18 protein-coding genes are annotated in these 12,947 nt (G+C 54.5%); 12 read left to right on the top strand and 6 right to left on the bottom strand.

Going from position 1 to position 12,947, the window contains the following annotated elements:
• Complete coding sequence (gene gatD / locus TAM4_RS01165; RefSeq protein WP_014121402.1) at nt 1–1,320, bottom strand: Glu-tRNA(Gln) amidotransferase subunit GatD; 1,320 nt, start codon at nt 1,318–1,320, stop codon at nt 1–3.
• 87 nt (nt 1,321–1,407) lie between these two features.
• Between gatD and TAM4_RS01160 the strand changes: the two genes are divergently transcribed.
• The 5 genes from TAM4_RS01160 to TAM4_RS01140 are packed head-to-tail and all read left to right on the top strand — an operon-like array spanning nt 1,408 to nt 3,985.
• Complete coding sequence (locus tag TAM4_RS01160; protein WP_014121401.1) at nt 1,408–2,028, top strand: haloacid dehalogenase; 621 nt, start codon at nt 1,408–1,410, stop codon at nt 2,026–2,028.
• Nucleotides 2,021–2,596: an endonuclease V gene (locus tag TAM4_RS01155; protein WP_014121400.1), complete on the top strand. Its 576-nt coding sequence runs from the start codon at nt 2,021–2,023 to the stop codon at nt 2,594–2,596. The genes TAM4_RS01160 and TAM4_RS01155 overlap by 8 nt, the downstream gene beginning before the upstream one ends.
• On the top strand, nt 2,580–3,224 hold the full coding sequence (locus tag TAM4_RS01150; protein WP_014121399.1) for a DUF120 domain-containing protein: 645 nt from the start codon (nt 2,580–2,582) through the stop codon (nt 3,222–3,224). The genes TAM4_RS01155 and TAM4_RS01150 overlap by 17 nt, the downstream gene beginning before the upstream one ends.
• Nucleotides 3,221–3,739 (top strand): hypothetical protein, encoded by a 519-nt coding sequence (locus TAM4_RS01145; RefSeq protein ID WP_148258565.1) that lies wholly within the window; start codon nt 3,221–3,223, stop codon nt 3,737–3,739. Before TAM4_RS01150 ends, TAM4_RS01145 begins: the two co-directional genes overlap by 4 nt.
• Nucleotides 3,740–3,775: 36 nt before the next feature.
• A complete protein-coding gene (locus tag TAM4_RS01140) occupies nt 3,776–3,985 on the top strand; it encodes a PRC-barrel domain-containing protein (protein WP_014121397.1) in 210 nt (69 codons plus the stop codon).
• Here the strand turns inward: TAM4_RS01140 and TAM4_RS01135 are convergent, their stop codons facing one another.
• Both TAM4_RS01135 and TAM4_RS01130 read right to left on the bottom strand, forming a co-directional pair.
• Nucleotides 3,986–5,353 carry a hypothetical protein gene (locus TAM4_RS01135; protein WP_014121396.1) on the bottom strand — a complete coding sequence of 456 codons (1,368 nt, stop codon included), beginning with the start codon at nt 5,351–5,353 and terminating at the stop codon, nt 3,986–3,988.
• Between the two features lie 55 nt (nt 5,354–5,408).
• The gene (locus TAM4_RS01130) at nt 5,409–5,708 is read right to left on the bottom strand and encodes a transcriptional regulator (RefSeq protein ID WP_048149624.1); all 300 of its coding nucleotides are present in this window, start codon (nt 5,706–5,708) and stop codon (nt 5,409–5,411) included.
• A 44-nt stretch (nt 5,709–5,752) separates the two neighbouring features.
• Between TAM4_RS01130 and TAM4_RS01125 the strand changes: the two genes are divergently transcribed.
• The 5 genes from TAM4_RS01125 to rsmA all read left to right on the top strand — a co-directional run bounded on the left by TAM4_RS01125 (nt 5,753) and on the right by rsmA (nt 9,260).
• The gene (locus TAM4_RS01125; protein ID WP_014121394.1) at nt 5,753–6,910 is read left to right on the top strand and encodes a tRNA pseudouridine(54/55) synthase Pus10; all 1,158 of its coding nucleotides are present in this window, start codon (nt 5,753–5,755) and stop codon (nt 6,908–6,910) included.
• A gap of 150 nt (nt 6,911–7,060) precedes the next feature.
• Nucleotides 7,061–7,357, top strand: a complete 297-nt coding sequence (locus tag TAM4_RS01120) for a 50S ribosomal protein L21e (RefSeq protein ID WP_014121393.1) — start codon at nt 7,061–7,063, stop codon at nt 7,355–7,357.
• 2 nt (nt 7,358–7,359) lie between these two features.
• Nucleotides 7,360–7,728, top strand: coding sequence for an RNA polymerase Rpb4 family protein (locus tag TAM4_RS01115; RefSeq protein WP_014121392.1), 369 nt, complete (start codon nt 7,360–7,362; stop codon nt 7,726–7,728).
• Between the two features lie 63 nt (nt 7,729–7,791).
• Nucleotides 7,792–8,412 carry a DUF655 domain-containing protein gene (locus tag TAM4_RS01110; RefSeq protein ID WP_014121391.1) on the top strand — a complete coding sequence of 207 codons (621 nt, stop codon included), beginning with the start codon at nt 7,792–7,794 and terminating at the stop codon, nt 8,410–8,412.
• Nucleotides 8,409–9,260 carry a 16S rRNA (adenine(1518)-N(6)/adenine(1519)-N(6))-dimethyltransferase RsmA gene (gene rsmA, locus TAM4_RS01105; RefSeq protein ID WP_014121390.1) on the top strand — a complete coding sequence of 284 codons (852 nt, stop codon included), beginning with the start codon at nt 8,409–8,411 and terminating at the stop codon, nt 9,258–9,260. The genes TAM4_RS01110 and rsmA overlap by 4 nt, the downstream gene beginning before the upstream one ends.
• Here rsmA and TAM4_RS01100 read toward each other — a convergent pair.
• A complete protein-coding gene (locus TAM4_RS01100) occupies nt 9,243–11,063 on the bottom strand; it encodes a CGP-CTERM sorting domain-containing protein (RefSeq protein ID WP_014121389.1) in 1,821 nt (606 codons plus the stop codon). The two genes, rsmA and TAM4_RS01100, sit on opposite strands and share 18 nt — an antisense overlap.
• A gap of 108 nt (nt 11,064–11,171) precedes the next feature.
• Between TAM4_RS01100 and gcvH the strand changes: the two genes are divergently transcribed.
• Entirely contained in the window at nt 11,172–11,576 is a 405-nt protein-coding gene (gene gcvH, locus TAM4_RS01095; protein ID WP_014121388.1) for a glycine cleavage system protein GcvH, read from the top strand.
• A 54-nt stretch (nt 11,577–11,630) separates the two neighbouring features.
• On the top strand, nt 11,631–11,972 hold the full coding sequence (locus tag TAM4_RS01090; protein WP_014121387.1) for a hypothetical protein: 342 nt from the start codon (nt 11,631–11,633) through the stop codon (nt 11,970–11,972).
• Nucleotides 11,973–12,209: 237 nt separating this feature from the next.
• On the opposite strand, the gene TAM4_RS01085 is transcribed toward TAM4_RS01090, so the two are convergent.
• Nucleotides 12,210–12,590: a HEPN domain-containing protein gene (locus TAM4_RS01085; RefSeq protein WP_014121386.1), complete on the bottom strand. Its 381-nt coding sequence runs from the start codon at nt 12,588–12,590 to the stop codon at nt 12,210–12,212.
• Nucleotides 12,583–12,888: a nucleotidyltransferase domain-containing protein gene (locus TAM4_RS01080; protein ID WP_014121385.1), complete on the bottom strand. Its 306-nt coding sequence runs from the start codon at nt 12,886–12,888 to the stop codon at nt 12,583–12,585. The genes TAM4_RS01085 and TAM4_RS01080 overlap by 8 nt, the downstream gene beginning before the upstream one ends.
• Between the last annotated feature and the right edge of the window lie 59 nt (nt 12,889–12,947).

The raw sequence follows: 12,947 nt of genomic DNA, 5'->3' as shown, positions 1-12,947 counted from the left end.
TCACCTCAGGAACGTGTCGTACCTCGTGTAGGGCGTAATCTCACCGGCGTAGTTCGTGAGGAGCATCTTTCTTACCTCGATCAGGTCATCGGTGTGGCCGAGGACCCACATGAGCTTGACGTAGGCCGTCTCCGGGAGCATGTCCTCACAGGGTATCGCTCCAGCTTTAAGGAGCTTCCTGCCGTTGGAGTAGACGTTGAGGTTCACCCTGCCGTAGAGGCACTGGCTCGTGACGCAAACTGCCACGCCCTCCTCGACCGCGCGCTGGACGTGGGGGATAAACTCCTGCGGAACGTGACCGAGACCCGTTCCCTCTATCACAACACCCCTGTAGCCCTTATCAACGAGGAAGTCAAGGAGCTCTCCGCTGATTCCTGGGTAGATTTTCAGGATTGCAACCTTCTCCTCCATCCTGGTGTCGGCTATGACTTCTCCCTCGCTTCTCTTTCTGTAATCGTTCCTGAGGAACTCTATCTCGCCCTTGGGCCATACCCTCGCTATCGGGACGTCGTTGATGCTCCTGAAGGCGTCTCTCCTGCTGGTGTGCATCTTCCTGACCTTCGTTCCGCGGTGGGCTAAACAGTAGGTATCGCTCGTCTCGCCGTGCATCACAACCATGACCTCGGCAACGTCGCTCGTCGCCATCTTGACCGCGCAGGTGAGGTTCATGGCCGAATCACTGCTCGGCCTGTCGGAGCTCCTCTGCGCGCCAACGAGGACGACCGGCTTCGTAAGGTTCCTCAGCATGAAGCTCAGGGCCGAGGCGGTGTAGGCCATTGTATCAGTTCCGTGCGCTATTACAACGCCGTCCTCACCGCCATTGAGGGCTTTGGCTACCTCCTCGGCTATCTTCGCCCAGTAGGCCGGCTTCATGTCCTCGCTTAAAATGTTCATTATGAGCTCGGGCGTAACGTTGGCCATCTCGAATATCTCGGGAACGGCCTTGGCGAGCTCTTCAGCGGTGAAAGCAGGGTGAACGGCGCCGGTTTTGTAGTCAATCCTGCTCGCTATTGTTCCTCCGGTTCCGAGAATCCTGACGTTCGGGAGGCCCTCCTTCCTCGGGAGAACTTCCTTGAACTCCATCTTCGGCTTCTCAGCGGCCTTCTCAAGGATTTCAACGCTTTCAATCGCATCGATGAGAACGCCGACGTTGTAGCCGTTGTCGAGCTTTATAGTCAGCGTTTCGCCGGGCGAAAGCTCGTAGGGTGGCATCACGAGGCCCTCAAAGGTAATTCTCTCGTCCCCTTCCTTCTTGACGACCCTCACGAGGTCGCCTACCTCAAGTCCATGTCTCTTCATGAACTCCTCAACCTTCCTCATCTTCCTTCCCCCGCACTTGCCCTCAACACAGTATAAACAACGCCGGGGCCCTTATAAGTTCTTTTTCGAATGTGAACCGGTGGGAACATGAGGATCGAGGAGATAATCGAGGGCATAAGGAAGAGGCTCGATGAGGTTGATGGAGCAAGGGAGGAGGCCCTGAGGATAACGCGCGAGATAGTCCGGTTGAGCGGCGATGCGGTCAAGGCCCTCCACCGGGGAGATGTTGACAAAGCCCGGGAAAGGCTTAAACTGGCCGGAAACCTCGTTGGCGAGCTGAGGGATCTGTTATCCCCCTATCCGATGCTCTATTACTCCGGCTACGTGCAGAGCGCCCATCAGGAGTTTGTGGAGGCAAGCCTTTTGCTGGCGTACCTGACGGAGGAAGAACTGCCTTCCCCGTGGGACTTAGGAGTTCCGGAGGCCGACTACCTACTGGGTCTCGGAGACTTCATAGGCGAGCTGAGGAGGCACTTCCTCCACCTGCTCCTGAGGGGCGAGATAGAGAGGGCAGAGGGTGTGTACGAGTTTATGGAAAAGCTGTACGGTGAGCTGATGACGCTTGAATACCCGAAGGGCGTCGTGAACGTCAGGGTGAAGCAGGATCAGGCCAGATACGCCCTTGAAAGAACCCTTGAAGACCTCACGAGGGCAAAACTGAACAAGAGCCTGGAGGAAAAACTGAAAGCGGCGATGGGGAATGGATGAGATCCTGAAACGAATTGCGGAGGTTCAGCTCAGACTGGCCAAGAGGATAGTGGAAGAGCCTGTGGATCCGAACGTGATCTCGACAGTTGGAGCCGTTGACGTTTCATACCGGGGAGAGAAGGCCAGGGGCGCCTTCGTCCTCTGCAGTTTTCCGGAGTGCAGGCTTTTAAAAGTCCGGACCATCGAAACGACCGTTAAATTTCCGTACGTTCCCACTTTCTTCTTCCTTCGCGAAACCAAACCGGTTCTCATGGCCCTTGGGAAGGAGAGACCAGACGTTCTGATCGTCGAGGGGCACGGGCGGGCGCATCCCCGGGGATACGGACTCGCTTCCCACATCGGTCTGATCACGGGAATACCCACGGTAGGAGTTGCAAAGAGGCCCCTCAGGGGCGCCCCGGAGGGATCCTTGGCAAAGGTCGGCAAGGCCTACGTGAGCGTGGGGCACCTCATAGATCTCCCCTCAGCCGTTGCCATAGTTAAGGCTTTAAGCCGGGGAGGCTATCCACTACCGCTGAAGCTGGCGGACGAACTCTCCAAGGGGAAGCGAAATGGGCGAGAGAATTGAACTTCTGGTTAAGCTGGCCGAACTCGGCGCGATCGGACGGAAGAAGGAGGTAACGCTCAGGGAACTTGCATCTCTACTCAACACCTCACCCCAGAGTGTTCTCAGGCTCATCCGAGAAATGGAGATGGAAGGGCTGATCTCCCGGGAGACCTCCGGTAGGAAGACCCGGGTTGGCCTGACGGAGAAGGGGCTGAGAGTTCTTGAGGATCTCTACGAAAGGCTCGAAAGGGCCCTCTACTGCGGCCTCATCCTCGGGGAGGTGGTGTCCGGCCTCGGGGAGGGCTCGTACTACGTCAGGCTTTACCGGGATAGGATCAGGGAGTACCTCGGCTTCGATCCATTCCCCGGAACGCTCAACGTGAGGGTGCTCTTTCCCAAGACTATATTCGACGCCCTCGTGGACGTGAGGCCGATCCTCATTCCCGGTTTCGTTCGGGACGGCAGAACCTTCGGGGACGTCAAGGCCTATCCCGTGAAGATAGAGGACGTTGAAGGCGCAATCGTTGTTCCCTCCCGGAGTGTTCATCCGCCGAAGATAGCCGAGATAATAGCTCCCGTGAACCTCAGGGAGGCCCTCAACCTTAAGGATGGCAGTAAAATCAGGATAAAGGCCCTGGGAGGTAGGTGAAGTTGGAGAAACTCTTTAAAGCAATAACCGGAGCTGGAACCGGAGCGCTGGTGGCGTTCCTTCTTGCCGTCACAGTCCTGCCCGACAAGACGGACGTTCACGCGGTTCTTGGAATGTACCTTGCCCTGATGGCGGTTTTCGCTCTCGTCTTTTCAACGAGGGAATGGCGGTTCAGGACGTCCGCGCTGAGCTACCTCGCTGGACTCGTGGGAGTGAGCCTAGTGCTGGTTCTCTCACGGCACGTGGACGTTGGGATGGGGGTTATCCTACTCGTTATTGCACTGTCCCTGCTGGTTGTGCTCTACCCCACTCCGAGTGGTGTTGCTGACGTCCTGCTCGCGGGGCCCCTGTACTTCTCAGGAGCGATGACCGTTCTGGCCGTTGGAGGGGCGCTAAACCTCTTTGGGAGCATGCTGGGGACTGCGATGGCAACCGTCTTCATAGGCTTCCTCGGGATGATAGGCGTCGTTACCGGTGCCGCCGCGAGGCTGCTCTTCGCGAAACCGAAACCTTAAATACGATTGAAAAGCAGAATCCAGGGGGTGGTTTAAATGGTCATGAGGCTGTCGAGGATATACGGAAAGCAGATCTACAACACCAAGGGGAACTACGTCGGTTACGTTGATGAGGTTCTGATAGAGATAGACACCGGCTACGGAAGGGTTCTGGCCCTAGCGCTTCCGGGGGAGAAGGTGGGCATCCCCTACGAGAGGGTCATTGCAATCGGCGATATAATCCTCGTTAAGGCCAAAGAGGACTGACTACTCCCCCCTTTCCCCACCAATTCCGAGGTATCCCGTATAGTGCTCGAGGCTAAAGACCCTGTTTGAATCGGGAGAACTCTCAGGAACGTCCGGGAGATCCTCAGAAGTTCGGTTATTCTTCAGATACTTGTTTTCGAACTCCCTGTCCCGGATAACCCACTCAAATCGGGCCACGAGTTCTTTAGCAGTCGGGGGTTCAGTGTTCAGCACTTTCTTTTTCTTGGGCTCGTCTATCAACGGGATTTCATCCCTAACCGGAAGGCTCTCGGCGATCACTGTTGGAGAAGTGCCGTAAACCCTTATGATGCCGTCCTCCTCCACGAACCCCTCATCTTCCCCGGGGATGAGAACGTGAATCAAGTAGGGTATCAGAAGGGACAAAAACAGTAACAGACCGAAGAACACCGCTTCTCCTCCAACGTACCCGTAGAGGAGAATTGCCCACAGCGGTGAAGCCAGGAGAGAAACCCTCCTCATACCCTCGACAAGGGGTTTTATCCTGACCAGCACGAGGTAGACCACCAGAAACAGGAAGCTGAGAAGGGCCATTTTAATGCTTAGCATATACAGCGAAACCGGAATCCACTCAAGACCAGTCAGCCACGTTTGTTTTCTACGTTCCGGAGGTGTCTTCGCCAGATCAAGGACTGTTAAAAGTAGCATGCCAAGGATTACCGAGGACCAGCTCAGGACAAGATCGGAGGGGACATCAAGCCCGGACCTGCCGAGGTAGTAAACGAGACCTGCGGCAAAGACCTTGAGGATTTTAGTTGAACCCATAACGAGGAAGAAATAGCCAATCTTCGTTATGGACTCGGCGGCCTTTTCGGCCTTCTTATTCCTGCCCCTGAGCAGGGAGATTAGGTAAAGAACGAGAAGGACGAGAACCCCAAGCAATCCTATGTACAGAAAATACCTGAGTTCATCCCATACGCTTCCCTTCACGTACACCGGAACGTCAACTATCTCGCTTCCGTTTTCCTCCGAGATTAAAAACCCAACGTGGTTAACCTTGTTGTAGTAGACCCAATACAGCCCCTCAGCCGTTCTAGGAGGGGATAACTCAATCAGCCAGCTCATAAAAACCCTGAGCTTTAAGGGCATTTTCCCCGCTTCCCCTCTGTCCAGGTACTCACCTCTGAAATCGTACGCGTAAAGATACGAAGATCCTGAACGTGAAAGGTTTACCCCGTTTATGTAAATTACCCTTACGGAGGCGTTACCCTTACCGTAGACGTGGCAGATAAGCTCGGAGGTTTTCTCAAGGTCTATCTCCCTTGGACACACGACCTTCGCCGCGTTGACCGTAGGGGCGACGAAAACAAGCACGATGGTAAACACGAGGAGATACTTCACCGCGGACATTAGTACCCCTCGGCAGGATGTTCTTTTTACTCCTTAGGTAGAAAACACGTCGTGGTTATAAGCCTTTCGGCTCGATCTTGAACCTCGGCTCCTCGATCCACTCGCTCTTACAGCGCGGACAGCGGGAAGGGATCTTTATCTCCGGCTTAAAAACGAAGCCACAGTTCCTGCACTCGGCTGGCTTGACGAGCAGAACCTTTCCCTCACGCTTCAGGATTTTCTGAATCGCCTTGAGGTCCTCTAAGATGAGCTTTTTGCTACCCTTGCCCCTGATACCAAGAACCTGGGCTAACTCGCTCACGGAATAGTCCCGCTCCTCCAAAAGGCTTATTATCCGTTCCCGTCGAGTGGCCATCGAAGGAACTTGGGCGGAGGAATAAAAAGCTTTAGGGTGGGACGATGATAGTCGAGAAGGCCGAAAGGGTTCTTGAGGAGCACAAACTCTGCGATCACTGCCTCGGCAGGCTCTTCGCCAAGCTCGGTAAGGGGACAAACGAGGAGCGTGGAAAGGCGATAAGGTTCGTCCTCAACATGGAGCGCTCCGCGAGGGGACTGGATCCAATAGCTGAGCCAGAGGAGTGCGAGCTCTGCCACAACGTCTTTGAGAGAATTCCCGAGCTCGTAGAGGCCATGAAGAAAGCCAGCGAAGGAATCGAGTTCGAGACGTTTCTCGTCGGTTCCCGCTTCCCGGAGGAAATCAGGGAGAAGGAAAAGGCCATCTGGGAGGAGTTCGAGGTCGAAACCGCGGAGCCGATAAACCGTGAGTTCAACCGCGAGCTCGGCAAGGCCTTCGGGAAGGCAACGGGAAAGGAGACCTCGAAGAACCCCGACCTTGTTTTCATAGTCGAGCCGTTCTCTGGCGAGATAGAGCTTCAAATCAACCCGGTTTATGTTTACGGGCGTTACAGGAAGCTCGTGCGCGGGATTCCTCAGACACCTCTACCCGACTTCGAGGACAGCGTAGCCTCGATAATCTGCCGGGCGTTTTCTAAGGCCTTTGAAGGCAAATGCGTCTTCAAAGGCGCTGGAAGGGAGGACGTTGATGTTAGGATGCTCGGCAATGGAAGACCCTTCATCGTCGAGGTTAAGAGCCCAAAGAGAAGGAAAGTCGATCTGGGGAAAATAGCGGAGGAGATAAACGCGAGCGGAAAGGTGGAGGTTCTTAATCTTCGCTTCGTCTCGGCGAAGGAGGCCGAGGAAGTCCTCACGAAGAACCACATGAAGGAATACCTCGCGCTCGTTCTCGTTGAGGAGGGCGTAACGCCAGAAGAAGCAGAGGAAGTGGCGAGAAAGCTAATGGGCCTTGAGATACATCAGAGAACGCCCTGGCGCGTCAGAAAGGCGAGGGCAGACAAAGTTCGGGTGAGGAAGGTTCACGAGGCCGAGGCGAGGTGGATCGACGAGAAGCACTTCGAGCTTCGCCTTATCACAGACGGAGGGCTCTACATCAAGGAGCTGGTTTCGGGGGATAGGGGAAGAACAAAGCCGAGTGTCAGCGATCTGCTCGGAAAGAAAGCCTGGTGCGAAAGGCTCGACGTGCTGAACATCCTCGACTGAGGGCAAAGTTTTATAAATTGGTCGAAGAGGCTTTTAGTGACTCAAGGGGGTTAGTCGTAGGTCTAAACGGAGCGAAAAGGTTCCCCCTTTGAAAAATTAGATCCCTGGTTGATCCCGCTGGATAATACCGGACGTTGAGAGGTGGTTGGAATGGTTAAGAAGGCGCACAGCTTCAGGAGAAAGACGAGGGGAAAGCTCAGCAAGCACCCGAGGAGAAGGGGCCTTCCCCCGCTCACCAGGTTCCTCCAGGAGTTTGAAGTCGGGCAGAGAGTTCACATCGTCATCGAGCCGAGCTACCACAAGGGCATGCCCGACCCGAGGTTCCACGGAAGGACCGGAACCGTCGTCGGAAAGCGCGGCGACGCCTACATCGTCGAGATAAGGGACGGCGGCAAGGTTAAGACCTTCTTCATACACCCGGTCCACCTCAGGCCCCAGAAGGGATGAGCATGATCGGGAGAAAGAAGCTTGAGGAGCACTACGTCACGCTGGCGGAGGCCAAGGAGCTCCTCGAGCGCAGGAAAGAGGAGGGCATGGAGGAGAACCCAGAGGAGCCGATGTTCTATGAGGCCAGGGTTAGCCTGGAGCACGCGGAGCGCTTCGCCAAACTGAAGCCCGAGCAGGCGAGGGAGCTCAAGGAGAAGCTGGTTAACCTCTTCGACTGGATCGACGAGAGGATCGCGGCCAAGCTCGTTGACCTGCTCCCTGAGGACTACTTCGACATCAGGGTCATCTTCGCCAAGGAGGAGCACATGCCCACAAGGGAAGAGGCCGAGGAGATAATCGGCCTGATAGACGAGTACAGACCCCTCGAGTAACTCTTCTCTTTTTCCTCACAAAGTATAAAAACTTCCGGGGAGTAGATTTCTGGGGGAGAGAAGATGGACTACACGAGACGTCATCCCTATAGGGAAAGCCTCCAGAAGAAGAGGCACAACAAGGAGTATGAGGAGTACGCCTACGTGCTCGATTACCTTCCCGAGGGTTACACTGACCTGAAGACCGGCAGGCGAACAGGCAAGCCCGTTGCCCAGGTCATTGGGGAGAAAGCCTTCACGCTCCTCGAGGTCACGCCAAAGGTTGATCTAATGCTCTACGAGAGAGTCTTCATAGGCAAAGGGAACCGCGACAAGGTCCTCATGATAAACAGGAAGATAAGCTACGACGATCTGACCGCGACGGCGAAGGCCGAGCTCCCCTACGTCGTCAAGGAGATCGTCAAGAACAATGAAGAGAGGTTCGTGAAGTTCTTCAACATCGCTCCCCCAATAACCAACAGACTCCACAGCCTTGAACTGCTGCCCGGCATCGGGAAAAAACTGATGTGGGAGATCCTCGAGGAGAGGAGGAAAGAGCCGTTCAAAAGCTTCGAGGATCTCAAATCAAGGGTCAAGGGCCTTCACGACCCCTGTGACATGATCGCCAAGCGCGTGATCGACGAGCTCCAGGGGAAGGACAGGTACAGGCTCTTCGTGGGCTCAAGGAGGCTCTTTAGGGAATGAGGGATCGTCTCTTCTCCTTTATTTACAAATACAACCTCCGCCCGAACCGGAACCTCGGCCAGAACTTTCTGATAGTGCCCGATATCATCGAGAGAAACGTTGAGAGGGCGGAACTGAGCGAAAGAGATACCGTCCTGGAGATAGGACCCGGGTTAGGCGTTCTAACCGACGAACTCTCCAGAAGGGCTGGGAAGGTGTACGCGATCGAAGCCGATAACAGGATGATCGAGATCCTCCGGAAGGAGTACTCCTGGCCCAACGTGGAGCTTATCGAGGGCGACGCCGTCAAAGTCGATTGGCCCGAGTTCAACAAGATGGTCTCCAACCTTCCGTACCAGATATCCTCGCCCGTTACCTTCAAGCTTCTGAGAAGGGATTTCGAGCGGGCCGTCCTCATCTACCAGCTGGAGTTCGCGGAGCGGATGATCGCGAGGCCCGGGGACAAGAACTACTCGCGCCTCTCGCTGATGGTTCAGGCCAAGGCCAGCGTCGAGCTCGTGGAGAGGATCGGCAGGGGAGCATTCTGGCCCAGGCCGAAGGTCGATTCCGCCGTCGTTCTGATCCAACCCAAGCCAAAGGAAGAGCGAATAGAACTGAACGAAAACCTCGTTAAAGCGCTCTTTCAGCACAGGAGGAGCACCGTTTCCTCCGCCCTCAGGAAGTCGGCCCACATGCTCGGGACCGACAAAAGATCGATCAAAAGCTATCTCCCCTCACTTCCCCACGCTGAAAAGCGCGTCTTTCAGCTCTCTCCGGAGGAAGTCCTCGACATCGAGGTTTACCTTCGAGGGAACGGCTTCTTCCATGAAGGAAGAAAGAGAGAAAAGCCATCACCGCCGGCGCGATAGCAAAAGCACGGGAACAAATGATCCAAACAGTATCATGCCAGGGCCGCATATGCCCCCAGACCCTTCGCTCTTCTGGGAGTCGTTCCCTTTGTCCTGAGATTCGACGTCAGGAGTATGGTTCTCCGTTGTGTGCGACGGGTACGTTTCGATTTGAGATTCGCTGGATTCCACTAACTTCTCCACCCTGACCTCGAACTCCGTGCCGAACTCCATCGGGTCGGTGTCCTTCAGGTAAACCACCGCAAAGTTCGAGTCCCCTTGCCTCGTGAGCTCAACGTGCGTAAAAGTTCCGTCGCTGGTCACCTTTGCGTCATCGGGAACGAGGAGATCATCTGGAGATGCATCGTAGAACACCACGTCAATTTTGAGCCTTCCTGTGTAACCCGTCTTCACGCTGAAGTTCACGAGCGTCGCGTCCCTCCAGCCGTCGTCGAGCTTTATGGAGATAGCACTTATCTCCGTGCCGACATCAACGCGCCCGATGCCCTCTATGTCCGTTCCACCGAACTTGCTGGCGCTTTTACCCGTGAACTTGTATTCGCGGCCGAGAACCTTTGGCACGACCTTTTGGATGGAGCCCTTCTTCTCGACGTCTATGTTCTCATCCACGAGTTCGAGCCCGGTTTCCTTGACAGTAAAGTTCGGAACAACCTCTTTGAGCCCGAGCGGCTCGGAGGGTATTTCAATCTCGCTGATCTCTGGAAAGTGGGTCATGTTGCGGACAATGTCAAGCAACGTAATCCTGGAGGGATTGTTAACTGAGACGATTTTATCCTCCTGGATTAAGACGGCGCAGGCGTAGGTCTTCCAGAACCACAAGGGGTTTCCGGTTTCATCTACCCCTGCAATCCATCTGGGCGTCTGCACAAGTACTTCCCCTGAAAACGGGAGCAGGTGGGACTTCCTGTTGACCATCACCTCAACGCCGTAGCCTTTGGCCCAGAGGACGCTGCCATCACTGCCAAGACCAGCCAGAACGATCTTTTTCTCGCCGTTTCCCTGCCAGTTCTTTCCGGGAGCCGTGAAAACCACAAGAAAGCCGGATTCGGTTTTAATGCCCGCATTAACCGATAGAACACCCCCGTATAACCTGGCCCATTGGACGCTGTCATTATCGAGCACCATCAGGAAGCCCCCTCGGGAGGCCCCTCCCACGAGAATTCTCCCGTCGTCAAGATGCCTTACGAAAGCTGGGTGAATTCTATAGACCATGCTCCGGAACGTTTTTGACCTGAGAACGTTTCCACTCCCGTCCAGGTGAAGGATCCACCCGTAAGCATCGCCGATGCCGGGGTAACCGTAGGTCCCGCCCACAAGGATATCGTTTCCCTGTACATCAACGGCAAGTCCCCTTGAGAGAACGCTCATGTCTTTCTCTCCGTCGTAAATTCCATAGAGCTTTGCCCACTTCAGCCTTCCGTCTCCCGAGAACCTGGCGACGAACATCGTTGGGTCGCGGGAGGGACCGGTTTCGAATGTTCCAACCACGATGATGTCGCCATTCACAACGGCAACGTCGTTTATTACAACATCGGCCCCCTCATGATGAAGCGAAAACACCCATTCGAGGTTCCAGTCTTTATCGAGCTTTATCAGGAAATACCTTTTGAGCTCATCGACTCTTTGTCCCTCTCCCACGATTACAATCGAGCTTCCGTCCTGAACCGCGGTTATAGGCTCCACCGAGCTGAAATCACTGAGCTTCAGATTCACATCAACGAAGCCTTCTCCAGCAGTCATGGGCGTTTGAACCAAAACAGCAAGGAGCAGTAACACCACAAGGCCAATTCGAACGTTTTTCATCACTCTACCTCCAAAAGCCGGTGAAAATTTTTCGGAGACGGTTTTATAAGCCTTCCGTTTCGAGAAAGGTTTAAATGCCCAAACCTGCTACCTCAAGCGGTGATGTTCATGATCGAAGTCGGAGACTACAAGGTTAAGGAAGGCCTCTACTACACGAAGGACCACGAGTGGGCGAAGGTCCTCGACGACGGAACCGTTCTCGTCGGCATAAGCGACTACGCCCAGAAGGAGCTGGGCGATCTGGCCTACGTCGAGCTTCCCGAGGTCGGAACCGAGGTCAGCAAGGGCGACGTTCTCTGTGAGATAGAGAGCGTCAAGGCCGTCAGCGAGGTTTACGCCCCGGTCAGTGGCGAGGTAATCGAGGTCAACGAAGAACTCGAAGACAGCCCCGAGCTCCTCAACGAGGACCCCTACGAGCACTGGATCGCCAAGATAAAGCCCAGCAACCTCGAGGAAGAGCTCAAGGAGCTCATGGACGCCGAGGCCTACGCGAAGTACCTGGAGAGCCTTTGAGCCTCTGAACGCAACTGTTAAGTATTTTCTTGCTTATTCTTTCCGGTGATTGCCATGAAGGTTCTGAAGGAATGGGACGTTAAGGTGAAGCTTGTCAGGACAAAGAGGGGAGCGATTCTCCACATGATTGAACTGGAGCCGGGGCACTTCTACCTCGAACAGAACCCGCTCAAAGATTCAAAGTACGGCGTCGCCTACAGGAAGATAAAGGAGAACTTCCCCGAGTTCTACATGTTCTGGGAGATTAAGAACAACCGCTACACCGGAAAGCTCCTTGCCGGAGCGTTCCTCGAGAAGAGGGAGATAGACGACTTCATAACGCTCCTCGCCCAAACCGAGGACTTCAAGAAGTTTGAGGAAATCCTTGAGGAAATTGAAGAGCTTGAGGAGGAGTGAGCTCGGCCCTTGGCTCTCATCATTTTGTCAGATACCCTAGAGGTCGTCATCGCTCGGTTTCTTTCAAGAAGGGAAGGATAAAAGCCTAACGGCTCGGTCAGTATACCCCTCATCATTCTTCAGCTACCGTGAGGCTCGTCATCGCCACCAAGACTGGGAACTTTGACTGAAAAACATAGCGCCAACTTCTGGGGCAGAAGTTAACTACTGGGGCAGTAGTAGCATTCCGAGCCGTGTTCAAGTGAGCTTTTTCAGGGCTTTTTTAACTGCCTCAATGAATCTCTCGGCTTCTTCGATTATCTCTTCCGCTGTCTCTTCGTCAATCTCGACCATCACGTTGTAGTCCGCCTTGCTTCTCATATCAAAGGCGTACTTGAAGGCCTTTGCGTAGGTTTCCTCAATGTAGCCTTCCTTCACGAATTCCAGTCCAAGTATCTTCAGAACTCCCGCGTGCTTTCTGGGGTTGTAGTCCTTCATCAGGAGGAGCGCCTTTGCGGCGTGAAACATGGCGTAATAGGCCCGTGAAACCGCTCCCCTGTAGTAGCTGTGCTCCAAGAGGAGTCTCGCTTCGCTGAGGTTCTCCTCCGAGAGAGCCAGGTTCCTGGAAACCTCATCCAACTGGAACGCCCTCCCTGAGAACCGTCCTGTGAAACGAACTGTTCTTCGTCCGCTCGAACTCATCTGGGCTTTCCACTATGGCGGACACGACCTCCCCAGTTTCCATTAGAACCTCCCACGTCAGTTCCGAGATTTCTCTCTGGGTTATCCCCTCTCCTATGACGAGAACGTCTATGTCGCTGTCCTCCTCGGCGTCTCCCCTCGCTACGGAGCCGAAGAGGATAACTTCCTTTATTCTTTCTCCAAACCTCTCTTTCAGGAGCTCCACGAAGTACTCAACGGCCTCTTGCTTTCCCATGTTCGATACTGAAGCACAGCCCCTAAAAACACTTTCGGGAAAGATTATGAAAACCGGGA

It is taken from the genome of Thermococcus sp. AM4 (assembly GCF_000151205.2).
Classification (GTDB): domain Archaea; phylum Methanobacteriota_B; class Thermococci; order Thermococcales; family Thermococcaceae; genus Thermococcus.
Note: the sequence above shows the minus strand (reverse complement) of the source record. Positions and strands in the feature narration are given on the sequence as shown.

Coding starts and splice junctions, on each gene's coding strand:
- gcvH (WP_014121388.1), top strand. CDS start 11,172: ATGATCGAAGTCGGAGACTACAAGGTTAAGGAAGGCCTCTACTACACG.
- TAM4_RS01155 (WP_014121400.1), top strand. CDS start 2,021: ATGGATGAGATCCTGAAACGAATTGCGGAGGTTCAGCTCAGACTGGCC.
- TAM4_RS01100 (WP_014121389.1), bottom strand. CDS start 11,063: ATGAAAAACGTTCGAATTGGCCTTGTGGTGTTACTGCTCCTTGCTGTT.
- gatD (WP_014121402.1), bottom strand. CDS start 1,320: ATGAGGAAGGTTGAGGAGTTCATGAAGAGACATGGACTTGAGGTAGGC.
- TAM4_RS01160 (WP_014121401.1), top strand. CDS start 1,408: ATGAGGATCGAGGAGATAATCGAGGGCATAAGGAAGAGGCTCGATGAG.
- TAM4_RS01135 (WP_014121396.1), bottom strand. CDS start 5,353: ATGTCCGCGGTGAAGTATCTCCTCGTGTTTACCATCGTGCTTGTTTTC.
- TAM4_RS01120 (WP_014121393.1), top strand. CDS start 7,061: ATGGTTAAGAAGGCGCACAGCTTCAGGAGAAAGACGAGGGGAAAGCTC.
- TAM4_RS01110 (WP_014121391.1), top strand. CDS start 7,792: ATGGACTACACGAGACGTCATCCCTATAGGGAAAGCCTCCAGAAGAAG.
- TAM4_RS01140 (WP_014121397.1), top strand. CDS start 3,776: ATGGTCATGAGGCTGTCGAGGATATACGGAAAGCAGATCTACAACACC.
- TAM4_RS01125 (WP_014121394.1), top strand. CDS start 5,753: ATGATAGTCGAGAAGGCCGAAAGGGTTCTTGAGGAGCACAAACTCTGC.
- TAM4_RS01150 (WP_014121399.1), top strand. CDS start 2,580: ATGGGCGAGAGAATTGAACTTCTGGTTAAGCTGGCCGAACTCGGCGCG.
- TAM4_RS01130 (WP_048149624.1), bottom strand. CDS start 5,708: ATGGCCACTCGACGGGAACGGATAATAAGCCTTTTGGAGGAGCGGGAC.
- TAM4_RS01080 (WP_014121385.1), bottom strand. CDS start 12,888: ATGGGAAAGCAAGAGGCCGTTGAGTACTTCGTGGAGCTCCTGAAAGAG.
- TAM4_RS01115 (WP_014121392.1), top strand. CDS start 7,360: ATGATCGGGAGAAAGAAGCTTGAGGAGCACTACGTCACGCTGGCGGAG.
- rsmA (WP_014121390.1), top strand. CDS start 8,409: ATGAGGGATCGTCTCTTCTCCTTTATTTACAAATACAACCTCCGCCCG.
- TAM4_RS01090 (WP_014121387.1), top strand. CDS start 11,631: ATGAAGGTTCTGAAGGAATGGGACGTTAAGGTGAAGCTTGTCAGGACA.